The sequence below is a fragment of the Nocardioides flavus (ex Wang et al. 2016) genome, assembly GCF_014653115.1.
Lineage (GTDB): Bacteria > Actinomycetota > Actinomycetes > Propionibacteriales > Nocardioidaceae > Nocardioides > Nocardioides flavus.
Genome location: NZ_BNAD01000001.1, coordinates 599,290 through 620,740 on the forward strand (window position 1 = coordinate 599,290; position 21,451 = coordinate 620,740).

The following is a 21,451-nucleotide window of genomic DNA, read 5'->3' on the forward strand; positions in this document are numbered from 1 at the left end:
TCAAGATCGACCTGCTTGGGGGACTGGTGGGGGAAGCGAACTCATCTCCCAGAGACGCAGAGGACGTGGAGGCGCCCTCGTAACCGGCCCGGGCTTGCGGCCCGAGCCCTGTAGCGGCGAGCCACGTAGACGCCCGCGGGGTGGCTTCGGCGAGAGACGGGCCCAACGTGCCACGCGTGTGTAGTCGCCTCGCTAGCATCAGCGATACCAATACGAGAGGCTGGGCATGCCGTTCAACATTCGATCGGGACTTCTCAAGAAGCTTCCGCAGACGGAGCAGGGAACGGCGGAGGAAGTCGGCCAAGCCCTCTACGACGCCCAGGGCGGACTGTGCAACCTCTGCGCCGGCGCGATGAATGTCGCCTCCGAGGTGCTGCAGGCCGACCACGACGTCCCAGAGAACGAGGGCGGACCGACCGTCCTCCGCTCGGGTCTCACGCGTACTCCGCACCGTCACAATCGGAACGAGCCCTTGCTTGCTGACAATCACATTCTGGACGCGGGGCTCGTCGCCCCGAGCACGAGGTCGGGCTTGAACCAGTGGGACGACGGCTTGTCGTCCGAATCGATCAGGGACCGGATCGATCGGGCCATCTTCTCCACTGGCTGGCGCACCGTGGTCAGGGAGGGGTGTGCGAGTGCTGCGGCGCCGATTCCGTCGAAGCCGATCACGCGGAATTCGGCGGGGACCGAACGGCCCTGGTGGAGCAGGTGCGCCAGGACGCCGAGCGCAATCACGTCGGCCGCGGTGATGATGGTGGCGCCGGTCCAGCCGTCGGCGAGGATGCGGGCGGCCGCCTCGCGGCCCCAGGCCGCGGAGAAGTCGCCTAGCAGGGTTGGGGTCTCGGGCGAGAACCACCGACGGATGCCGTCGAGACGTTCGTGCGCGGAGGAGGAGTCAGGCTTGGCGCCTACGTAGACGACCGGCTGCGCGCTGAGGTCGACTACCGAGCTCACGTGCTCGTGGACCAGCCGCATCCCAGCCCGGTTGCTCACTCCGACGTAGGACGCTGCCGTCCCCGCGACCTGGCGGTCGAGCTGGATGGTGTGCACGGCCGCCGCGGCAGCCGAGACCGAGGCCTCGCTCAGCTGTTCGTGCACGGGGATCAGGACGAGGGCGTCGACCTGGCGACCGAGGAAGGAGCGGACGCCGCGCGCCTCGGTCTCCAGCGACCCGTCGGCGCTGAACACCAGCAGGTCGATCCCGGGGTCGGAGAAGGCGCGGGAGAGTTGCTGGGCCAACGCGGAGAAGTAGGGATTCTCCAGGTCGGGAACGACGAGGCCGACGGTGGATGTGCGCGTCTGGCGCAGCGCGCGCCCTACGAGGTTCACCTGGTATCCGAGTTGCTCGGCGGCCTCGGTGACCTTGCGCTGCATGGCAGGGTCGACGGCGCGGGTGCCGCTGAGGGTGCGTGAGACGGTCGACACCGAGACCCCTGCGAGGCGCGCGACGTCGGCCATCGTTGCTGAGCGAGTTAGCGGCACGAAGTTCTCCTGCGGTCAGACGACCCCCGAGAAACTTCTCGGACATCGATTTCCCGACAACTCTGGACGACGCTGCATCCCTGTGTCTAGAGTCACGTCCATCTCGGCAATCGATTTCCGACCAAGCGAGGACCCCATGAACCGATTCTTCCGCCGGGCCGCCCTAGCGACCGCCGCGACCCTGACTCTCGCCGCCTGCAGCACCGGCAACGAGGAGCCCACCACCGGCGAGGCCGGTGAGCCCGCTGACGAGTGCGTGATCGGCATGACGCAGATCAACCAGACCGCCACCTTCTTCACCCAGATGAACGAGGGTGCGCAGGAGGCGGCGGACGAGGCGGGGTGCGAGCTGCAGATCGCCAACGCCAACAACGACTCGGCGAAGCAGAACAGCGACATCGAGAACTTCGTGTCTCAGGGCGTCACGGGGCTCATCGTCGTCGCCATCGACGTCAATGGGGTGCTGCCCGCAGTGGAGCAGGCCCGCAGCCAGGGCATCCGCACCGTCGCCATCGATGCCGAGCTGGAGGAGGGGGCCGTCGACACCTTCGTCGGCGTCGACAACGAGGCCGCTGGAGCAGAGGCCGCCCAGTGGGTCGTGGACCAAGGCCTCGCCGAGGGGGCCAGCTACGGCATCGTCGACGCTCGCAGCTCCTTCATCCAGAACCAGCGCGAGGACAGCTTCCGTGAGGTCGTCGATGCGGCCGGCGCGAAGTTCACCCAGGCCGTGGATGGTGAGAACGTGCAGGAGCAGGCAGCCACGGCCGCGCAGAACCTGGTGACGGCTCAGCCCAACCTCGACTTCGTGTACACCACCGGCGAGCCGGCCACCGTCGGTGCCGTCGCGGCTCTGGATGCGGGCGCTGACACCAAGGTCATCGGCTGGGACCTGACAGCGGAGGTGATCGCCGGCATCGACAGCGGGCTGGTCACTGCGGTCGTGCAGCAGGATCCCCGCCAGGAGGGGGTGGAGGCCGTCAACGAGCTCGTCGCCATCCTCGACGGCGCGGAGCCGGCCGGCTTCATCGACGTGCCGATCACCATCGTCACCGCTGAGAACGTCGACCCGTACCGCGAGATCTTCGAGTGACCTCCGCGACCCGGGACGTCTCGGTCCCGCGCGTCGAGATGCGCGGGATCCACAAGAGCTACGGCGCTCTCGACGTGCTCCGCGGCGTCGACCTGACCGTGGGTCGGGGTGAGGTCGTCGGGCTGGTCGGTGACAACGGCGCAGGCAAGTCGACCCTCATGAAGATGCTGGCCGGCGCGGTCTTCCCGGACGCGGGGGAGATCCGCGTCGACGGAGTGGCGCTGACCGGCTCGGGCCCACGGGCGGCGCGGGCCGCGGGGATCGAGATGGTCTACCAGGACCTCGCGCTATGCAACGACGTGGACGTCGCGGGCAACCTCTTCCTCGGCCGGGAGATCTATCGCCCCTTCAGCCGACGCCTGGACCACAGGCGGATGCACGAGGAGGCTGCGCAGGACCTGGCGACGCTCCACATCCGCATCAAGGACACCCGGCAGCTCGTGGCCAACATGTCCGGCGGTCAACGCCAGGCCATCGCCATCGCTCGCGCCGTCACCTTCGAACCGAAGGTGCTCGTGCTCGACGAGCCGACCGCCGCCCTCGCGGCCCGCGAGGTCGAGATGACCCTGCAGCTGATTCGCGACGTCTCCTCCCGCGGGGTGAGCGTCGTGCTGATCACTCACCGGCTGCAGGACCTCTTCGAAGTGGCCGACCGGTTCGTCGTCCTCTACGAGGGTGTCAACCACAGCCAGCTGAAGCCGTCAGAGACCGACCTCGGCGGTCTCGTCACTGCGATGATGGGGAAGTGAGATCGTGAGCACCCGGACCGTCACGCCTGCTCGAGCCTCCACCCGCCGCGGTGCTCGCCAGGACTTCGTCACCCGCAACTTCGGGGTGCTGTCCATCCTGGCCGTGCTCGCCGTGCTGTTCGTCTTCTTCAGCGTTCAGACCGACGCCTTCCTGACGTCGAACAACCTCGTGAACGTCGCCCGGCAGGTCGCCCCGACCGTCATCGTCGCCGTCGCCATGACGTTCGTGATCACCACCGGCAACATCGACCTCTCGGTCGGCTCCATCGTCGGGCTCACCGCTGCATCGTTGGCGATACTGGCCGAGAGTCGCAACCCTCTGGTGGCGCTCATGCTCACCCTCGTGCTCGGCGCGGGCATCGGGTTGATCAACGGCGCACTGACGGCATTCGGCAAGCTGCAGTCGTTCATCGTCACGCTCGCCGCCCTGACGGCCGTACGGGGTGTCGCGCTGCTCATCACCGACGGCTACAGCACGCCGATCACCTCGGACGTGCTGTTGCCGATCGGCAACGGCAAGCTCGCCGGGCTCTACACGCCCACGTGGATCGCACTGGTGGCCGTGCTCCTAGGCTGGTACGTCTTCAACCACACCCGCTTCGGGCGGTACGTCGTGGCCGTGGGCTCCAACGCGGAGTCCCTGCGTCGCGCCGGGGTCGACGTACGACGTATCCAACTGGCCGTGCTCACGCTGACGGGACTGGCCGCCGGACTGGCCGGGATCATCACCGCCGCGAGGCTGGCCAGCGGTTCGTCCAACTCGGGGACACTCTTCGAGCTCGAGGTGATCACCGCCGTAGTGCTGGGCGGGACCGCGCTGATGGGCGGCAAGGGATCCATCGTCGGCTCGGCGATCGGCGCGATCACACTCGGCGTGATCAGCAACGGACTGGTCCTGCTGAGGGTGGACGTCTACTGGGTGCCGATCACCCAGGGCCTGATCCTGATCGTGGCGATCCTGCTCAACGCCAAGCTCTTCGGCCGGATCTCCGGCCAGCGAGGGTGAGGCCGGTGACGTCCGTCCAGACCGTCCGCGGTCCCGTTCCCGTCGACGACCTCGGCATCACCCTGAGCCACGAGCACCTGCTCAATGACGTCTCCTCTTGGTGGACGCGCAGCGAGTCCCCCGGTCTCGACCCGGACGAGTACGCGGAGGCCCCCATCAGCGAGGAGCTGCTCTGGGACCTGCGCCAGGACCCCTTCGGCAACCGCGCCAACCTCGCGCTGGACGACGTGCAGCTGGCCTGCGACGAGCTCGGCCGCTTCGCCGCCCTGGGCGGGCGCACCGTCGTCGAGACCACCGGATGGGGGATCGGCCGCGATCTCGCTGGGCTCAGGAGGCTGTCCGAGCAGACCGGCGTCCACATCGTGGCAGGCACCGGCTTCTACCTCGAGGCCTCCCACCCGGTCGACGTGGTGGCCCTCGGGATCGACGGCGTGACCGAGCGCATCCTGGCCGACCTCCGCGACGGCGAGGACGGCGTGCGGCCCGGGATCATCGGGGAGATCGGGGTCAGCACCGACTTCACCCCCGCCGAGCAGGTCAGCCTCCGCGGTGCCCTGGCGGCCCAGGTCGAGACCGGGCTGCCGGTCCAGGTGCACCTGCCGGGCTGGTTCCGCCTCGCCGGCAGTGTCCTCGACCTCGTCGAGGAGACGGGTGCGGACCCCACCAAGGTCGTGCTGTGCCACATGGGTCCCTCCGGGGACGACCTGGGCTACCAGAGGGCGGCCTTGGACCGCGGGGCCTGGGTCCAGTACGACATGCTCGGCATGGAGGTCTACTACGCCGACCAAGGCGTGCAGTGCCCCTCTGACGAGCAGAACGCCGCACACCTCGCCCGTCTGGTCGACCACGGCTACGGCGCCCAGCTGCTTCTCAGCCAGGACGTCTTCGTCAAGTCGCTCCTGCGTCGCCATGGCGGACCGGGCTATGCCCACATCCTCCAGTACTTCGCCCCCCGTCTGCGCCGTCACGGCCTGGACGAGGCGCAGGTGCTGTCCCTGATGACCGACAACCCGCGCTACCTGTTCGGCAGCCGCGACCACCACCCCGAGGAGACACCGTGACCCGCGTCCTGCTGGCCGGCGAGAGCTGGATCTCGACCGCCACCCACGTGAAGGGCTTCGACGAGTTCTCGAGCACCACGTTCCACACCGGAGCAGACGCGTTCATCGCGGCCGCCGGGAGCGAGGGCCTCGAGATCGAGCAGATGTACGCCCACGACGTGCCGGGCTCATTCCCCCGCACCGTCGAGGCGCTGTCGGCGTACGACGTCGTCATCCTGTCCGACATCGGCGCCAACAGCTTCCTGCTACCGCCGGAGGTCTTCCTCGAAGGGCGCCGCGCCGACAACCCGCTGCTCGCCCTGGCCGAGTGGACCCGTGGCGGCGGCGGACTCATGATGGCGGGCGGCTACCTCAGCTTCTCCGGCTTCCAGGCCCGGGCCAACTTCGCCCGCACCGCCATAGCCGACGTGCTTCCGGTGAGCATGCTCACCTCCGACGACCGGATCGAAGCCCCCCAGGGCGCCGCCGTCGCCGTCGCTGAGCCAGCCCACCCCGCCGCCTCCGGCTGGAGCGCGCTGGTCGACTCCGCACCGACCCTGCTGGGCTACAACCTGGTCCAGCCCCTCCCGGACGCCACCGTGGTGGCGACCGTCGGCGAAGACGTGCTCATCGCCACCCGAGAGGTGGGCCAGGGACGGTCCCTCGTGTGGACCTCCGACATCGGTCCCCACTGGTGCCCGGAGGACTTCCTTGCCTGGAACGGCTTCGCCCCGCTCGTCGGCGGAATGCTGCGCTGGCTGGCCGACCGGTGAGCGGCGTCGCCCCCACCCCCGTCCTCCTGGACTGCGATCCGGGCCACGACGACGCCGTCGCGATCCTCCTCGCGCTCGGGTCTCCGAGCCTCCGCCTGCTGGGTATCACGACGTGCTTCGGCAACTGCGCCGTCGAGGACGCCACCCGCAACGCGCAGCGCGTGCTCGCGCTGGCGGGCCGCGAAGACGTCCCGGTCGCAGTCGGTGCGGCCGGCCCGATGCGCGGCGAGGTCGCCTTGGGCAACTACGTCCACGGGGTGAGCGGGCTCGACGGACCTGCCCTCCCCGAGCCAACGGTCGCGCCGGTCCACGAAACAGCCACCGAGCTGCTGGCGCGGTGCCTGATCGACTCGCCGGAGCCGGTCACCGTCGTGGTGACGGGGCCGATGACCAACCTCGGCGTACTGCTGTCGGAGGAGCCGGGCCTCACCGAGCACATTCGCGAGGTCATCTTCATGGGCGGCTCCACCGAGCGGGGCAACCACACCCCGACCGCGGAGTTCAACACCTTCGCCGATCCCGAAGCGCTCGACGTGGTCCTCAGCACGGGCGTACCGGTGAGGATGGTCGGCCTCAACCTGACCCACCAGGCCCTGGCCACCCCCGCGGTCGTCGAGCGCATGTCGGCGATGCCCCATCTGGTGGGTCGCACCTGCGCTGAGTGGATGGGCTTCTTCGGCGACTCCTACGAGCGCATCTGGGAGTTCGAGGCGCCGCCCGTGCACGACCCGTGCACCATCGCACCGCTGCTGGACCCCGACGTGATCCGCTGGCGTGACTGCTTCGTGGCCGTCGAGCTCGACGGGACCTGGACCCGCGGCACCACCGTCGTGGACCTGTTCGGCCGACTGCCTGACCGAACCCCCAACGCAGCGGTCGCGATGGAGCTGGACGCCGAGCGCTACTGGGACCTGATCCTGACCGCGCTGGACCGTCTGGGCTCGCCATGACCGGTCTGGTCGTCGTCGTCGGTTCCCTCAACCAGGACACCACGCTGAGGGTCCACTCGTTGCCAGGCCCGGGCGAGACCACCCTGACCGAGGGTGAGCGGCTCACCTCCCCGGGGGGCAAGGGGGCCAACCAGGCCGCCGCCGCAGCGGTCCTTGGCGCCCGGGTCGCCATGGTCGGGGCCGTGGGCGACGACGAACCGGGCGAACAGTCACTGACCGCGCTTCGCAAGGTCGGGGTCGACGTGGCCGCTGTCAAGGTGCGCGACGACGTCGGGACCGGGATCGCAACGATCACAGTCGACGCCGGTGGCGAGAACACCATTGTCGTCGACTCTGGAGCCAACGCGTCGCTCACCGCGCAAGAGGCGACGGCCGCGGTGGTCGCCGCCGACCCCGCCGTGCTGCTCCTGCAGCTGGAGGTGCCACACGACGTCGTGACCGCGGCGGCGCGAGCGGCCCCGGGTGCCGTCGTGGTGCTCAACCCGGCTCCGATGCCCGGCGATCCCGGGCCCATCAGGGACATGCTCTCCGGCGTCGATGTGCTCGTGCCCAACCGAAGCGAGCTCGGGCGACTGGCCGGGCTCCCCGAACCGACGGATGCGACCGAGGTCGTGGACTGCGTCGCCGCACTGGGTCACGCTGGCAGCGTCGTGGTCACTCTCGGCGCAGACGGCGCGCTCTGCTTCGAGAAGGGCGCTGCGCCTGTCGCTGTGCCTGGGGTCCCCACGGCGACCCGCGACGCCAGCGGTGCTGGTGACGTGTTTTGCGGTTGCCTGGCCAAGGAACTGGCCCGCGGGACCAGCCTGCTCGAGGCTGTCCGTGAGGCAAACATCCTGGCCGCAGCCAGTACTGGCTACCCCGGCGCCCGCATCCCTGCAGACCTCGCGAACCACGAGGGTCGCCTGAACTTGCCCAGCCGCGATTTCCCGCGGTCTCCGTGACGGCCCGAGGAGTGCTCTCTGATCGGCGGCCCGCACCCGGTCGCCGCGAAGAAGGAGCGCGCACCAGCCACAGGGCCCCGACCTCGGGCTCGATGCTGAGCATCGGGGCGATCAGTGCGCCGGTGGTTGGACGGAGCTCGACTTCGCAACCAAGACATTCCAGGAGGCGAGCGAAGTGCTAGGACGCGGCAGGGAAGGTGCATCCCCATGGTTGTGAGTCCCGAGCTCGAGCTGGCAAGACAGCTGATCCGGCTGCAGAGCACCCCTGAGAGCCGCAACCAGCTTCAAGTCGCCGAGCTGCTCGCCGACCGGCTCGATGCGGCCGGCTTCGACACCACCCTGCTCACCTACGGTGACCACCACGGCAACGTGGTGGCCCGGTGGGGAAGGCCGGACATCCCCGCGGTATGCCTGTCCGGGCACCTCGACACCGTCACCGTCGTCGAGGACGACTGGAGTCAGGACCCCTTCGGCGCAGATGTCGTGGGGACGCGACTGTACGGCCGGGGGGCCGCAGACATGAAGAGCGGTGTCGCGGCCATTGTTCGAGCTGCCGAGATGTACGTTGCCGCGTCTCGACCGGACGGGCCGCCGATCGTCCTGGTGCTCACCGCCGAGGAGGAGGTCGGCAGCCTGGGAGCCGCGGTTGCGGCCGCCGAGCCGGGATTGCTGCCGGACAGCCGAGTGCTGCTGATCTCGGAGCCGACCTCGAACCAGCCCGTGCTCGGCCACAGGGGCGCTGTATGGCTCGACCTGGTCGCCAGAGGACGCTCCTGCCACGCCTCCACCCCCGAGCTTGGAGACAACGCGATCGAGAAGCTCATGGACGGCCTGCGCGTCCTGTCCGAGTGGTGTGCGGCCAATCCCACCGAGCACAAGATCCTGGGACCCCGGACCTTGAACATCGGCAGGTTGGACGGCGGCGTGCTGCGCAACATCGTCCCGGACCACGCCATGGCTCAGCTGGACTTCCGTACCCCGTCACAGGAGGAGCAGGCCACACTGTCCGACGCGCTCGCGGAACTCCTGAAGGACCGGGTCACGGTCGAGCCGGTGCTCTCCCTCCCCCCGGTCTACACCGAGCCCACCGACCCGGTCGTCCACCTCTTCCGGGAAGCTGCACGAGACCACGTCGACCTCACCGATGAGCCGGCGGTCGCGCGCTTCTTCACCGACGCAAGTGTCCTGACCGCGCGCTTGGGCATGGTCCCGACCGTGATCTGCGGACCCGGTTCACCTGACCAAGCGCACGTCGTGGACGAGTGGTGTGACACCGCGGAGATTGAAGCCGCAACGGCCATTTACCTGAACATGCTGCACAAGTTGGCCGCGTCCCCGGGGTGACAATGGCATGTGAAGCTGCTGGTCGCTGAGAGGCAGCCCGCTGCAATAGATGTCGAGGGCCGCGGCTGCCTCCAATGAGGGCTCGGAGCGGAAGTCAACGCGGTAGCGAAGCCCAGCTCGGGCACGTCGGCACGTCCTCGTCATGGCCCGGAACGAGGCAACTCGTAGATAGAGAATCGCGCATCGACGGTCACATGCTGAGATGACGATCGAGGAGACTTCAGTACCGATTGGTGCTGGTTGTTGCTGAACGTCTCGGACTGTCTCGCAACGTCATGGAATGACTAGTCGGACGGCAGAAGCGGCTCTTGACGTGCAGGAATGTCCCGTTCACGCTGGATGGTCCCTGCTCGCTTTCGCGCGCAGGGATGTCCCTCGGGAGCACGCCGTGTCCGTTGCTGATCGCCTTGGCCTCCAGGACCTGGAGGGTGCGCTCATGGGTGAGGCACGAGCGGCGTGGCGACGCTGGGTGAGCGAGCGCCTCGTTGACGGCGTTGTCGACGACCTCGTCGACCTGCCCGCTTGGGCGCTGGCGTCACCGAACGAGGCAAAGCCGGTTCTCGGCGTACTCGCGTCGATGACAGAGAGTGAACCGGTCGCGATCACCGCGCTGGTGTGGACGCTGCTCCCTGGAGCGGAGAAGGTCGCGCGGCGGCTTCGGGCCCTGTCGGACGACATCGATGGACTGGTGGCCAGCCAGCTCTGGATCGAGGCGTCTGCGGCGTACCGCCTGACCACGCCGAACATCGCGGGTGGGATCGTCGGCCAGACCCAGCGCGAGGTGCTCGCGAATCTGGGGGCGGGCGACCTGGCCGTGCGACGGGACCGGGCGATGGCGCAGGCCACTGGTGGTCCCGACCTGCTCGACGAGCTGGCGTGGATCGAACCGGAGGACGACCCTGGACCGATCCTCGCCGAGGTGTTCCATGTCGGCCAGCAGGAGGCCGCGATCAACGGCCTGGACTACTGGCTGCTGTGGGCGCTGGCCGCGGAAGCGGACCGGCAGAACGTGCACGCGCACCGCGGGCGGATGGGCCTGACCTCGCCCGGCGTCGTTGAGGCCGTGGCTTCCGAGGCCAACCTGGCGCCGAGGTCGCTGAGGAAGCGAGCGGCGAGGGCCCTGGACCGGCTCATCGAGTACGTCGATGCGCGGGACGACCCGCAGAGGTACGCGGAATGGAAGGCGCAGCACCGCCAGCGTGAGCTGACGATCTGGGACGAGATGGAGTTCACGCTGGTCGAGGCGGAGCAAGAGCGGTTCCGCCTCGACCATCCGGGCATGACGACCAAGCAGCTGCGCGTTGCGTTCAACGTCGTGCTGGGGACGAGGCGCCGGAGCTACACGCCGCAGGATTGGCGGGAGATCCTAGAGTTCGATGCCGGGTGACCGCCGGCTCGGTTGATGGGTCTGCGGCCGGAGAGCGGCGTCGTTGGCGGCGATGCGCTCGACCCGGTAGGCGAGGGCCTCGACCTTGCGCTCCTCGGGGAGCGGGCGCCGGAGTGTGGCCGCGCGGCGGAGCATCTGGGTGGCGTTGAGACCGCTGGCCTGCATGCGGTCGAGCTCGCACGCCAGGTCGAGGGTGTGGTCGCCGCCATCGTCTGGGTCGCCGATCGCATGGGCGATCTGGGATTGCCAGCGGCGGACCGACGCGGGATAGCGGGCGTCGACCTGGCGCTGGAGGTGGCGGGCGTACCGGGCAGCCGCGAAGTCGCTCTGTCGCGGGCCGAGGAGGCTGCGGTCGTCGTCGGTCACACCGTTGGCGGCCCGCCAGACGACGGCGGCTTCGCGAAGCTGGTCGGTGAGCACGTCGTCGAAGCGCCGCAGGCTTTGCGGGAGCTGTGCGTCGCGACGGACGGTGTCGGCGAGGGTGCGGACGCGCTCGGCGCGGGCGTCGAGGTACTTCGCCCAGTCGGGATGGCTGCGCAGGGCGGCGGGGATGGCGGGCAGCCACGGGAGCGGGCCGGTGTCAGCGGCTTCGAGCGCGTCGTCCGCGTCGGCGCCCAGGAGCCGCCGGGTGGCGGTGGTGATGGCGTCGGCGTACCTGCCCGTGGCCTCGTGCAGCAGCGTCGCCGGGCTGGTGGCGTGGGCGAGCTCCGTGGTCGCCGACACCGCGGCGCCGTCGCGGGCGATGATCCGGTCGAGTGTCTCGACGGCGGTGAGCTGCTCGTCGATCCCGGGCAGGAACTGCTCTTCCTTCTCGGTCGGCTCGCTGATCAGGTGGAGGTGGTTCTCGTCGCGGCCGCGGGTGAGCATCGTGTAGAGAAGTTGCCGGTCCTCGTGCCCGGTGAGTATGCCGTGCATGACGTCGGCGGTGCTGCCCTGGGCGGCGTGGACGGTGGTGGCGTAGCCGAGCTCGACGTGGTCGGCGACGTACGCCGGTGGCAGCGTGACGTGGAGTCCGGACGACAGGTGTCGGGCGCGGAGACCGCCGTTGGCGGTGAGCGCGGTGACGGTCCAGCGGTCACCGTTCTTGACCCAGTCGGTGCCGCTGATGCCGAGGCGGCGGTCGTTGTGGCGGGTCAGGATCGTGTCGCCGACCGAGGCCCGGTTGCCGTCGGCGAGTGCGACTTCGTCGCTGGAGACGGCGTCGTCGAGCCGCGTCTTGCGGGCCGCGCGGTTGAGCCTCGCGACGAGGTCGCGGGTGGGCGCGAGCATCAGGCACTCGCGGCCGGCGGCGGTCTCCTCCTGCCACGCGACCAGCACCTCGGTGAGGCTCGTGAGCTCGTCGCCGGTGTGGACGCGGTCGTGGTCGAGGTAGTACCCGAGCGCCGTACGGTCGCCGTCGCGCAGCGCGAGCGACGCCGACGCCTCGACGGGATCGTCGAACCGCACCACCTGATCGAGACGTACGGCTCCATGGGTGGTGGCGATGTCGCGGAGTACGCCGCCGGCGCCGACCGCGGCGAGCTGCTGATCGTCGCCGATGAGCCGGACTCGCGCACCTCGGGCCGCACAGGCGGCGATGATCCGGTCGAGGGTGAGGGTGTCGGCCGTCCCGGCCTCGTCGATGACGACGATCGTGTGCGTGCCGAACTCGGGATCGAGCCCGGCGGCGAGGGTGTGGTCGAGCATGGCGAGCGTCTCGGACGGGATCCCGGTCGCCTCGGCGAGCACGCCCGCTGCGGCCGCTGATGGCGCGAGGCCGACGACGTCGTACCCGAGGTTGTGGGCCACCTGGGTGAGGGCGCGCATCGCGGTGGTCTTGCCGGATCCCGCTGGCGCGAGCGCAAGTGCGACGTGGCGTGGGTCGGCGACGAGGCTGCGGACGAGCTCGCGCTGACCGTCGTTGAGCTCCGGTCCTTCGAGGGCGGCTGCCATCAGCGCGAGCTCGACGTCGACCGGATCCGGGTTGCTGGTCGCACCGGGGCGGGCGGCGTCGACGATCCGCGCCTCGGCCGCGAGGATCCGCGGGCTGGTGAGGTGGTCGGCGCCTGTGTGCCGGTACACGCTGACGCCATCGGACCGCGTGAGGGCGGTCGGCTCGGTGATCGGGTCGAGGTCGGGGGTCAGGTTGATCAGCTGGTTGGTGACGGCGTCAACGAGGTGCTCGATGACTTGGGGAATCTGCTCGGGCGCGATGGTGAGGCCGCGGACCTGGCGCTGCGCCTCGGCGTACATGTGCCAGGTCTGCCACGTCGCGCGGTGGGCTTCGAGCTCGTGGATCACTCGGTCGGCCGCTTCGCTGAGCGAGGCCGTCGATAGCTCCTGGGTGGAAGCAGGGTCGGGGTGAAGCGCAGTGTCGACCATGACCCGGAGGCCTCGCTCGCCGAGCAGCTCCGCGGCTTCGCCATGCCACGTCGTGCGCTGCTCCGCCTCGGAGCGCGGCTCGTGCTTGGCCTCCCTGGTCTCCAGGTTCGCGCGTTGCGCAAGCGCGATCCGCTCCTTGTCGTTCGGGCGGCGGCCGTGGTTCTCTGCGAACTCCTCAGCGAGTTCCTCGACTCGCTTCTCGATGTCGGATCGACGGCGGGACCAACGCTCGGAGAGCATTGAGTCGACGCCGGCGATCTCACGCACCGGTCGCTTGCCGCCGGCTCGTGGGACATCGATGAATCGGACTCCGAGCTGCTCGCGGAGGTGGGCTTCGAGGGCGGTGTTGTAGGCCTCGGAGGCGGCGACCACGTGCTCGTGCAGGATCGTGCCGTAGATCGAGAGCCACTTGCCCTGCTTGGTCTGGATCTTGTTCGAGACCGCGACGTGGGTGTGCAGATCCGGGTCGTCCGCCCGGGAGTCACGATGCAGGAACGCGGCGGCGATCAGGCCACGGGTCTCGACCTGCCGAGCGCCACCGGCGCCCTCGCGGGTGAAGATGGCGTGGCTCTCCAGAAAGGCGAGCGCGTCGAGCACGGCGGCGTTGTGCGCCGTGTTGATCCGCCGAGCGCCCTCGGGCGGCGCGACCGCCCACAGGGTCGAGACGGACTTCGCCGGGCTGAACGTCAGGTCGAAGCCGGCGACCGAGCCCTCCTTGAACGGGCGCCCGAGTGCCGTCCCGCTGACCGGGTGGCAGCCGTCGCCGAAGAGGTTCTTCATCTGCTCGGCGGTGACGACGCCGCCGTTCTCGAGACCCTCGAGTCCGACGAGACCGGAGCCGGTCCAGCGGCCGGACGCCTCGCCCTTGGCGGCGTAGTAGTCAGCCAGCGGGGTCTTGCCGAGCTCGGTGGAGTCCGCGGCCGCGACCTGGCGGGTCAGGTACTCGTAGCCCGAACCGGCGGCGAGCTTCTTCAGCGTCATCGTCACATCCCTCAAGGCCGGAACGTGGCCCGAGTGGCCACCCCGGTTGATCCGTGAAAGAGGTGTGTCCGGGAGAAGGGGGATCAAGGAGGGCGGAGGAGAGAGGGCGGGTGGGAGGGGGGACAGGCTGAAGGAGAAGGGAGGTCGGGAGGGGGAGCGGGCGAAATGGGGTGGCCACTGGAGGACATCCCTCGGCCTTAAGGGATGACGGCGGCCAACCGGGCCGCCCCCGACCCAGGAGTCCCCATGGCCACCAAGCCCCGCCAGCTCGTCACCATCCGCGAGGCGGCCGCGATCCTCGCCGTCTCGACCAAGACCGTCCGCCGCTACATCGCCGCCGGCGACCTCGACGCCGTCCGCCTCGGGAGGCGGACGATCCGCGTCCGCGTCACCTCGCTTGACGACCTGATCGACGCGCACCCGGTGAACACCTGGCGCAGCCGGGCATCGTGAAGCCGGTTGGAAGTCGACCGAAGGCGAGGCACCAAAGGACGGATGGCTGACTTGACCGAGTACCACCGCAAGGGCGACCTGTCGGTGCCGTTCAGCCCGACCAAGAAGTTCGAACGGGCGCAGGAGCAGGCACAGAAGCTCCGCGACTACGTGCAGGAGATCGTCGCGAAGGCGCCACCGATCCCGCGTGACGCTCGCGAGCAGATTGCAGCACTACTTCGCCCATACGGCAATGAGCCGAAGCCGGCTCTGATGAGGTGGCGCCTCCGGCGCTACTGCGGCGACGTGGTTGAGGAGACCGCGGACGAGAAGTACCTGGATCCGGACGAGGCGTTCAAGCACTCGGAGCAGTGCCCGCTTGCGGACGCAAGCCGTCGGTCATCGTGGACGCGGAGCCGATCGGGCTCGCCGGCGGTGTCTAGGCAGACCGAGAGGTGAAGCCGACGCCGCCGCTCAATAGCGGCCTCACGGCCGCCACCAGCGCGGACAACTCAGCCGCTGCACGTTCAGGTGCGACACCGACCTCGGCGAGAGCCTCGGCGCGAGCGAACGCTACTCGTGCGGTCGTTTCCAGAGCTGCAAGGTGCTCTGGGGTAAGTGCCCCTGCCTCGGCCTTCCGCCCGTAGGCAGCGACCTCATGCTGGGACCGCGTCAGGTAGTCGGCGTAGAACTCGACGTAGCCCTTCGCCCGCTTGTAGTCCCGATCAGCTGCCCGTCGACACGTGTCTGAGCAGTACTCCTTGCGACGACCCCGACCGAGCTCCTGGATGACCGGCTCCTTGCAGGACAGCCGCCCGCATGGAACCGCGATTCGTCCGATGCTCTGGTCGTCGTCGTTCATGTGTCCGCCTAGTCGCGCGATATTGGTGGTCTCTCACGCTTATTCTGCGCGCCCACGTGCCAGTTGAGCGGTAGACACGCGAAACTACAACGGCGTTTTTACGCGCGCAAAGGGCGCAGATTGACGGTGAGCGGTCGCCGCAGTCACCCGGTGGCCTGGCGTGTCGCGCTGGTGACGCGTACTCGGCGTGTTGGACTAGAGGCCAGTCACCCAAACCGAGGTGGCGCAGAAACCGCGCAAAACCAAAACGCCCGGCCTGGCAGCCGGGCGCAGTGGTGCACGGGACATGAGATGTCGCCGTACGGGTGGAACCGCAATGACATTACCGGTCCCGAGCTCGCGCAAGACACGCACCACGGTGCGAGATCGGAGGGATCGCCGATGTGGCGGTTCGTCGTTGCAAACAACCAGGCCGGTAACCCCACGTGGTGGCTGTACGCCGGCAACAACGAGATGGTCGCCTGGGCCGGGGAGACGTTCGCCTCGACCTACAGCGCGAACCGGGCGGCGTTGGCCTTCAAGGCAGGGGCGAGGACCGCGAGGTACGAGGTCTACCAGGACGCCGGCGGGTCCTGGCGCTGGCGGGCCTGGCGCTCGTCGGACAAGGTCGCCGCTTCCGGCGAGTCGTTCAGCAGCCGGTACGCCGCCGAGCAGGCGGCGAACCGGGTGCGTGACAACGCCGGTGGGGCGACGAGCGCGGCTGCCTGACGTCCGGATGGCAGCGGCTCTGGCTCGGGCCAGGCCGCTCAGCCAGCGGGATCTGCGACGATCCGGCTTGGATAGGAGGAGGCAATTGATGGTGCGCCCGGTCCCGACACTGCTGTTCCACTTCACGCGCGTCGAGCACCTAGAGACGATCGTCGCCACGGGCCTGCACTGCGACCGCCGCGCCCAGGCGGAAGGGGTGCTTAGCATCGAGGTGGGCAACACGGATGTGAAGTCGCTCCGCGGCAGGAGGAGTGTGCCGGTCCATCCTGGCGGCGTGGTCGCCGACTACGTGCCGTTCTACTACGCGACTCGCAGCCCGATGCTTTACGTCATCGAGCGTGGTGGCGTGCCGAGCTACATTGAGGGAACGGATCGCATCATCTACTTGGGGACCACGTTGGAGCGCGTCGCGGAGTTAGGTCTCGATCCGGTGCTCACGGACCGCAACGCCGCTCTTCGTGTTGCGGCCTTTCACCGGTGGGCCGATGGCGAGCCTGAGGACTCCTTCATCGACTGGCCCTTGATGAAGGCAACCATGTGGAACAGCGACGCCGAGCATCCCGACCGGATGGAGCGACGCATGGCCGAGTGCCTGGTCTACGACACGGTTCCGTGGACGGCGATCCAGTTTGTCGGTGCCAAGAGCCAGACTGTGCTCGACGAGGTGAACTCAGTGCTCGCAGGAACTGCGAGCCCGCCGAGCGTGGGAGTCCGACGTCACTGGTACTTCTGAGGCATGCTGGAGGTGACATGATCACGGAGACGACGGGGAACCTTCTGCGCGCGGACGTTGAGGCGCTCGTCAACACAGTCAACACCCAAGGTGTGATGGGCAAGGGCATCGCGCTTCAGTTCAAGAAGGCGTACCCGGCGATGTACGAGGACTACCGCGTGACTGCCAAGGCCGGCCAGGTTCGCCTCGGTCATGTGCAGGTGTGGCCCACCGGACAGATGACTGGCCCGAAGTACGTGATCAACTTCCCGACCAAGGGGCACTGGAAGTCGCGCTCGAAGGTCGAGGACATCGAGGCCGGGCTAGTCGACCTGATCGAGGCGATCAAGAAGTTCGGTATCCGGTCCATCGCTGTTCCTCCGCTCGGCTGCGGTAACGGTGGCCTTGACTGGCGCGAAGTCGAGCCTCGGATCGTCCGAGCCTTCGAGCGAGTACCCGAGGTCGACGTGCTCCTGTTCGCCCCTGAAGGTGCGCCCGCTGCAAACGAGATGGCCAGGTCTGCGGACCGGCCGGAGATGACGCCCGGTCGGGCAGCGCTCGTAGAGCTCCTGCATCGCTACACGCTGCAATCGTTCATGGCTCCTGGGCTGATCGAGTCGCAGAAGTTGATGTACTTCCTCCAGGTCGCGGGACAGCCGCTGCGGCTCAACTTCAAGCAGCACTACTACGGCCCATACGCCGACAACCTCCGGCACGTGCTGAACGTGGTTGAAGGTCACTTCATCAGCGGGTTCGGCGACGGCAGCGCTCCCGTAGCGGACGCCGCGCCGCTCTCGGTCCTTCCCGAGGCCGCCAACGAAGCTGAGCGACTGCTGGCTAACGATCCCCAGACGCAGGAGCGGATCCGTCGGGTCCTTGTCCTCGCCGACGGGTTCGAGTCCGCCTACGGACTGGAGCTCTTGGCTACCGTCCACTGGGTTGCCGCCATGAACCCCGACTCGAAGGACAACGAGATCGTGGAGAAGGTCTGGCAGTGGTCGCCGCGTAAGTCGCGCATGTTCACCGAGGACCACGTGCGCATTGCGCTGGAGGCACTCCGGGGCCAGGGATGGCTCGCCCAGGAGCTCGTACCCGCCTGATTCTGGCCGGACTGTCGGTGCTGTCGGTCATCCTTGCGCCATGCCGCAGCTCGCCGAACACGTTGGGGCTCCCCGCCTGCTCGTCAGCGCGCGGATTCATCTCAGCCGCGCGCTGGAGCAACGGCGTGAATGCATCCGACTCTGGAACGAGATCCGCCGGGATGGCCCATTCTCTGCCTGGCTGGTGGAGACGAGCGAGGACACCGCGGAACTTTGGTGTGCGTACCGCCCAACCGACGCGCTGCAGCGCGCCGTCGACGAGGCGGCGGCCGAGTTGGTCGCGGAGGTCAAGAACGCCATGGACGCTGCTGTCCTTGGCGCAGCCGTGGCGAACGTAGGGTTCGGCATCCTCGCCGTCGACAAGCACTCGATGCCCCTCTGTTTCGAAGCAACGGAGTTTGATGACCTCCCATACGACGGCCAGCTCATGGGTCTCCGGCCGGACCAGGTGAACGTGCTCCGCGACGTGCAGCCTTTTGCGAGGGACGGATTCGTCGGGGTCCACATGCGGCACCTGGCCCAGGCGATCATCCGGGCGCAGGCGGGCGGCGAGCTGGTTTCGATCTGGGCCGGACGGGCCAACCCGCAGCCCAACTTGCCGGACGGCTACGCGCTAGCCTCAATCACGATCGATGAGCCCGGACTGCTGGACGTCCCCAAGCGGCTGGCGATCCTGACGGTGAGTCCGCGCCTTCCGCCGGAGACGTTCTCGGGCAACCCGAGCGTCTACTTCGACCCGATCTTGAACGCGCCACCGTGGCCGCTCGACGCCGACGACAACCTGAATCGTCGGATGGACGCCCTTCTCACCATCGTGCGAACTTTCATCGAGGTGCTCGAGCAGTCCCTCAGGACGGACAAGGCAACCGACAGGCTGGATGCCCTCGACGCCCTCATGCCGTCGGCGCCCACTGAGGTGTGGCTGCCCGTTCGGTTCGATGATCCCGATCAAGAGGAGGAGTCTCGACGGGCAATTCTCGAGTCGGATCAAGGCATGGCGATTTACGGCAACGACGATGGCGTGATGACGTACATGGCGCTCCGCGGCGGTCGCGTCGTCGGGCGGGAGATCCCGGCTGCGGAAGCGTTGCCCCCGGGTGAGCAGTACGGCTCTGCCGTCGAGAACGCGACACGCGCTGCAGCAGGTCGATGGGGCTTGCCGGACTTCGTGCTTCGACCAAAGGTCGTTCCAAAGGGCAGCGGCCTTCGCGAGATCGGCGACGGGACGATCGTGTCAGGAGGCCGCGGCATCGCTCTCCAGGTGAAGGCAAGGTCAACGGCTACGCCGGACTCGGCCGAACGCGCCCGGTCATGGCTCCTAAAGAACGCGACCGCGGGGCTCAAGCAAGCACGGGGGACGATCCGAACCTCATTTCAATCCGGGGGCATGACGCTAGACAACCTGCGAGGTCGTCCGGTTCGCCTTGCCGGAAGCCGAGTGGCATGGGTGCCCGTCGTCGTCCTTGATCATCCAAGCCCTCCAAGGGAGGTCTTCCCAGCCGCGGACGCCGACGGCCCGAGCGTTGTCATGCTGCGTCGCGACTGGGAGTTCCTCTGGAATCAGTTGAGGTCGGCGTCGGCAGTTGTCGACTACGTCCACCGCGTCGCCGCTGAGAACGAGACGGCCGAACTCGGATCAGAGACGCATCGGTACTTCGACCTCGCCAACAAAGATCTCCAAGCTCCTCCGAGTGCGTTGCCGGACTGGATGTATGACGGCGGGGTTGAACCTGAGAGCGGCCCCTTGCTGCCCAAGGATCCGGCGTCGGCTAGGGATGAACTCGGATTCCGGGTCTTCCAGCGCGTATTGGAAGACATCGCCGCAACGGACTTCACCGGCGATGAGACCGATCGAGTGCAGATGCTTGCCCACATCGACCGCGTGGCTGTTACCAACCGCGCCGAGCTGGGGCGCCTGCTGCTGCGGCGGCTCATCGCATGCAGCCAAGCGCCCGAAGGCCAGCTCAGGGTCGAGCATCGGCTCCTCTATGTCGACCATGGCGAGCTGCATCTGTCGTTCACGTGCATGGGGAAACTCACCGGGTACTACCAGGAGATGTTCCGTACCTGGCTTCTCCATCGGCGACAACGGTTCCTAATGCAGTCCGACGCGAAGGGACCCATCTGGCCATGGAGCGTCGGCGTACTTCTCACCCCGCGGCCAAGCACTGACGATCGGCTCTGGGACACAACGGTCATCGCGACCAATGCCCCACCGGAATTCGATGACGACGAGTACCACCGGCTCGATGCCGTCTACGCCTCCGTTGCGCCGGACGACGAGGTCGCGGACCTCCAAGCCGTGTAGGTTTCCCCGATCTTCGCTGCGAGTGCCCGGTCGCGGTCACGGGTGGCGTGTTGGTAGATCGCCATCGCGGCCTGGGATGCATGGCCGGCGCGCGCCTGGAGCTCGGCCGCCGTTGCGCCGTGCTGGCCGGCAAGGGTGAGCGCTGTGTGGCGGAGGTGGTGGATCGTGAGGTCCTCGCGGCCGGCGGCCTTCCGAGCTGGGCGGTAGCGGTCCATCAGGTAGCGGACGCTCATGTGGTCGGAACGGTCGCCGGGGAACAGCAGTCCGGCCGGGCCGGTAGCCGCGTACTCCGAGAGGTGCCGCTGGAGCATCGGCAGGAACGGGGGCGGGACATGGACCGTGCGGATTCCGCTCGCCGTCTTGGGCGCGCTGATCGCGCGGCCGCACTTCGGGCAGGCGCCGGTGGCGCCGGGCACGGCGTCCTTGTCGACCTTGCGGTTCACGCTGATCCGGCCGGTCACTTCGTCGATGTCCGAGCGACGCAGCTCGAGGAGCTCGCCTTGGCGCAGGCCGACGAAGGCGGCGAGGACGATGAAGAGCTTCAGTCGCTCGGGCATCGCGTCGGTGATCACCGCGATCTCGTCGAGTGTCGCGGGAACGGCGACCCCGGACACCCGCGCAGCGGAGGCGCCGCGGATCTTCGGCGGCGCGCGATCGAGGAGCTCCTCCTCCTCGGCCGCTTGGAGGATCGAGCGCAGCAGGCGGTAGGCCGCGGCGTTCGCGGCTGTCGTCTTCGGATCCATGGCGGCGCGCCACGCCTTGATCTCGGCGAGGGTCACCGACTTCAACGGCAGGTCTCCGAGTACCGGCAGAATCCGAGAGGAAAGCAGCGCCCGGTAGTTGTGCGCAGTATTGGGGCGCAGTGGCCGCTCGGCCAGGTAGCGCTCGGCGTACGCCCGCAGCGTGTTGACCGCGGCCTCCTGCCTCCGCCTCTCGTCCTCCGCCTTCCGCACCGCCGGCGGCGCCCAGGCGTCACGGTCGATCAGCGCCCGCTCGGTGGCCAGCCACGCCTCGGCGTCGACCTTGGTGGCCAGCGTGCGCGAGTAGCGGGTGCCGTCGGGCATCGCGTAGCGCGCTCGATACGACACCGTGCCTGCGGCGCTCACCCGCCGCTCGATCTCCCCGAAGCCCCGCTTTGCCATCGCCGCCTCCGCCGCCGATACACTCAACCCCCTGCTCAAGCGTATATCCCGTGGGGGACTGGTGGGGGAATAAACCTCCG

At 68.4% G+C, this 21,451-nt stretch carries 19 protein-coding genes; 15 read left to right on the top strand and 4 right to left on the bottom strand.

The features are described from left to right. Window positions 1–486 precede the first annotated feature (486 nt). Window positions 487–1,485, bottom strand: coding sequence for a LacI family DNA-binding transcriptional regulator (locus IE200_RS02930; RefSeq protein WP_191277834.1), 999 nt, complete (start codon window positions 1,483–1,485; stop codon window positions 487–489). Window positions 1,486–1,621: 136 nt separating this feature from the next. Between IE200_RS02930 and IE200_RS02935 the strand changes: the two genes are divergently transcribed. The 9 genes from IE200_RS02935 (at window position 1,622) to IE200_RS02975 (ending at window position 10,765) form a co-directional block, all read left to right on the top strand. Further along, on the top strand, window positions 1,622–2,575 hold the full coding sequence (locus tag IE200_RS02935; protein WP_191277835.1) for a substrate-binding domain-containing protein: 954 nt from the start codon (window positions 1,622–1,624) through the stop codon (window positions 2,573–2,575). Then, on the top strand, window positions 2,572–3,324 hold the full coding sequence (locus IE200_RS02940) for an ATP-binding cassette domain-containing protein (RefSeq protein WP_229856024.1): 753 nt from the start codon (window positions 2,572–2,574) through the stop codon (window positions 3,322–3,324). Before IE200_RS02935 ends, IE200_RS02940 begins: the two co-directional genes overlap by 4 nt. 4 nt (window positions 3,325–3,328) lie before the next feature. Next, window positions 3,329–4,330, top strand: coding sequence for an ABC transporter permease (locus tag IE200_RS02945; RefSeq protein WP_191277836.1), 1,002 nt, complete (start codon window positions 3,329–3,331; stop codon window positions 4,328–4,330). 5 nt (window positions 4,331–4,335) lie between these two features. Next, the gene (locus IE200_RS02950; protein ID WP_229856025.1) at window positions 4,336–5,391 is read left to right on the top strand and encodes a phosphotriesterase family protein; all 1,056 of its coding nucleotides are present in this window, start codon (window positions 4,336–4,338) and stop codon (window positions 5,389–5,391) included. Next, a complete protein-coding gene (locus tag IE200_RS02955) occupies window positions 5,388–6,143 on the top strand; it encodes a glutamine amidotransferase (RefSeq protein ID WP_191277838.1) in 756 nt (251 codons plus the stop codon). Before IE200_RS02950 ends, IE200_RS02955 begins: the two co-directional genes overlap by 4 nt. Then, window positions 6,140–7,093, top strand: a complete 954-nt coding sequence (locus tag IE200_RS02960; RefSeq protein ID WP_191277839.1) for a nucleoside hydrolase — start codon at window positions 6,140–6,142, stop codon at window positions 7,091–7,093. The genes IE200_RS02955 and IE200_RS02960 overlap by 4 nt, the downstream gene beginning before the upstream one ends. Continuing rightward, on the top strand, window positions 7,090–8,034 hold the full coding sequence (locus IE200_RS02965) for a ribokinase (RefSeq protein ID WP_191277840.1): 945 nt from the start codon (window positions 7,090–7,092) through the stop codon (window positions 8,032–8,034). The genes IE200_RS02960 and IE200_RS02965 overlap by 4 nt, the downstream gene beginning before the upstream one ends. A 213-nt stretch (window positions 8,035–8,247) precedes the next feature. Further along, window positions 8,248–9,378, top strand: a complete 1,131-nt coding sequence (locus tag IE200_RS02970) for a M20 family metallopeptidase (RefSeq protein ID WP_191277841.1) — start codon at window positions 8,248–8,250, stop codon at window positions 9,376–9,378. A gap of 436 nt (window positions 9,379–9,814) precedes the next feature. Beyond that, window positions 9,815–10,765, top strand: a complete 951-nt coding sequence (locus IE200_RS02975) for a hypothetical protein (RefSeq protein ID WP_191277842.1) — start codon at window positions 9,815–9,817, stop codon at window positions 10,763–10,765. Here IE200_RS02975 and mobF read toward each other — a convergent pair. Further along, window positions 10,745–14,107 carry a MobF family relaxase gene (gene mobF, locus IE200_RS02980; protein WP_229856027.1) on the bottom strand — a complete coding sequence of 1,121 codons (3,363 nt, stop codon included), beginning with the start codon at window positions 14,105–14,107 and terminating at the stop codon, window positions 10,745–10,747. The genes IE200_RS02975 and mobF overlap by 21 nt on opposite strands. A 246-nt stretch (window positions 14,108–14,353) precedes the next feature. On the opposite strand from mobF, the gene IE200_RS02985 reads away from it, so the two are divergent. Beyond that, window positions 14,354–14,560 carry a helix-turn-helix transcriptional regulator gene (locus tag IE200_RS02985; RefSeq protein WP_191277843.1) on the top strand — a complete coding sequence of 69 codons (207 nt, stop codon included), beginning with the start codon at window positions 14,354–14,356 and terminating at the stop codon, window positions 14,558–14,560. Between the two features lie 42 nt (window positions 14,561–14,602). Then, window positions 14,603–14,998, top strand: a complete 396-nt coding sequence (locus IE200_RS02990; RefSeq protein WP_191277844.1) for a hypothetical protein — start codon at window positions 14,603–14,605, stop codon at window positions 14,996–14,998. On the opposite strand, the gene IE200_RS02995 is transcribed toward IE200_RS02990, so the two are convergent. Next, a complete protein-coding gene (locus tag IE200_RS02995) occupies window positions 14,979–15,401 on the bottom strand; it encodes a hypothetical protein (RefSeq protein ID WP_191277845.1) in 423 nt (140 codons plus the stop codon). The genes IE200_RS02990 and IE200_RS02995 overlap by 20 nt on opposite strands. A gap of 381 nt (window positions 15,402–15,782) precedes the next feature. Between IE200_RS02995 and IE200_RS03000 the strand changes: the two genes are divergently transcribed. The 4 genes from IE200_RS03000 to IE200_RS03015 all read left to right on the top strand — a co-directional run bounded on the left by IE200_RS03000 (window position 15,783) and on the right by IE200_RS03015 (window position 20,229). Then, a complete protein-coding gene (locus IE200_RS03000; RefSeq protein WP_191277846.1) occupies window positions 15,783–16,109 on the top strand; it encodes a YegP family protein in 327 nt (108 codons plus the stop codon). Window positions 16,110–16,197: 88 nt separating this feature from the next. Then, window positions 16,198–16,842, top strand: a complete 645-nt coding sequence (darT, locus tag IE200_RS03005) for a type II toxin-antitoxin system toxin DNA ADP-ribosyl transferase DarT (protein ID WP_191277847.1) — start codon at window positions 16,198–16,200, stop codon at window positions 16,840–16,842. A gap of 17 nt (window positions 16,843–16,859) precedes the next feature. Next, complete coding sequence (gene darG, locus IE200_RS03010; RefSeq protein WP_191277848.1) at window positions 16,860–17,921, top strand: type II toxin-antitoxin system antitoxin DNA ADP-ribosyl glycohydrolase DarG; 1,062 nt, start codon at window positions 16,860–16,862, stop codon at window positions 17,919–17,921. A 40-nt stretch (window positions 17,922–17,961) separates the two neighbouring features. Beyond that, window positions 17,962–20,229 carry a hypothetical protein gene (locus tag IE200_RS03015; protein WP_191277849.1) on the top strand — a complete coding sequence of 756 codons (2,268 nt, stop codon included), beginning with the start codon at window positions 17,962–17,964 and terminating at the stop codon, window positions 20,227–20,229. Here the strand turns inward: IE200_RS03015 and IE200_RS03020 are convergent. Beyond that, window positions 20,178–21,371 (bottom strand): tyrosine-type recombinase/integrase, encoded by a 1,194-nt coding sequence (locus tag IE200_RS03020; RefSeq protein WP_191277850.1) that lies wholly within the window; start codon window positions 21,369–21,371, stop codon window positions 20,178–20,180. The two genes, IE200_RS03015 and IE200_RS03020, sit on opposite strands and share 52 nt — an antisense overlap. Between the last annotated feature and the right edge of the window lie 80 nt (window positions 21,372–21,451).

Bases quoted from the DNA above. Each gene is read 5' to 3' on its own strand.
- IE200_RS02985 (WP_191277843.1), top strand. From the start codon at position 14,354: ATGGCCACCAAGCCCCGCCAGCTCGTCACCATCCGCGAGGCGGCCGCG.
- IE200_RS03020 (WP_191277850.1), bottom strand. From the start codon at position 21,371: ATGGCAAAGCGGGGCTTCGGGGAGATCGAGCGGCGGGTGAGCGCCGCA.
- IE200_RS03015 (WP_191277849.1), top strand. From the start codon at position 17,962: ATGCCGCAGCTCGCCGAACACGTTGGGGCTCCCCGCCTGCTCGTCAGC.
- darG (WP_191277848.1), top strand. From the start codon at position 16,860: ATGATCACGGAGACGACGGGGAACCTTCTGCGCGCGGACGTTGAGGCG.
- IE200_RS02990 (WP_191277844.1), top strand. From the start codon at position 14,603: ATGGCTGACTTGACCGAGTACCACCGCAAGGGCGACCTGTCGGTGCCG.
- IE200_RS02935 (WP_191277835.1), top strand. From the start codon at position 1,622: ATGAACCGATTCTTCCGCCGGGCCGCCCTAGCGACCGCCGCGACCCTG.
- IE200_RS03000 (WP_191277846.1), top strand. From the start codon at position 15,783: ATGTGGCGGTTCGTCGTTGCAAACAACCAGGCCGGTAACCCCACGTGG.
- IE200_RS02975 (WP_191277842.1), top strand. From the start codon at position 9,815: ATGGGTGAGGCACGAGCGGCGTGGCGACGCTGGGTGAGCGAGCGCCTC.
- IE200_RS02965 (WP_191277840.1), top strand. From the start codon at position 7,090: ATGACCGGTCTGGTCGTCGTCGTCGGTTCCCTCAACCAGGACACCACG.
- mobF (WP_229856027.1), bottom strand. From the start codon at position 14,107: ATGACGCTGAAGAAGCTCGCCGCCGGTTCGGGCTACGAGTACCTGACC.
- IE200_RS02995 (WP_191277845.1), bottom strand. From the start codon at position 15,401: ATGAACGACGACGACCAGAGCATCGGACGAATCGCGGTTCCATGCGGG.
- darT (WP_191277847.1), top strand. From the start codon at position 16,198: ATGGTGCGCCCGGTCCCGACACTGCTGTTCCACTTCACGCGCGTCGAG.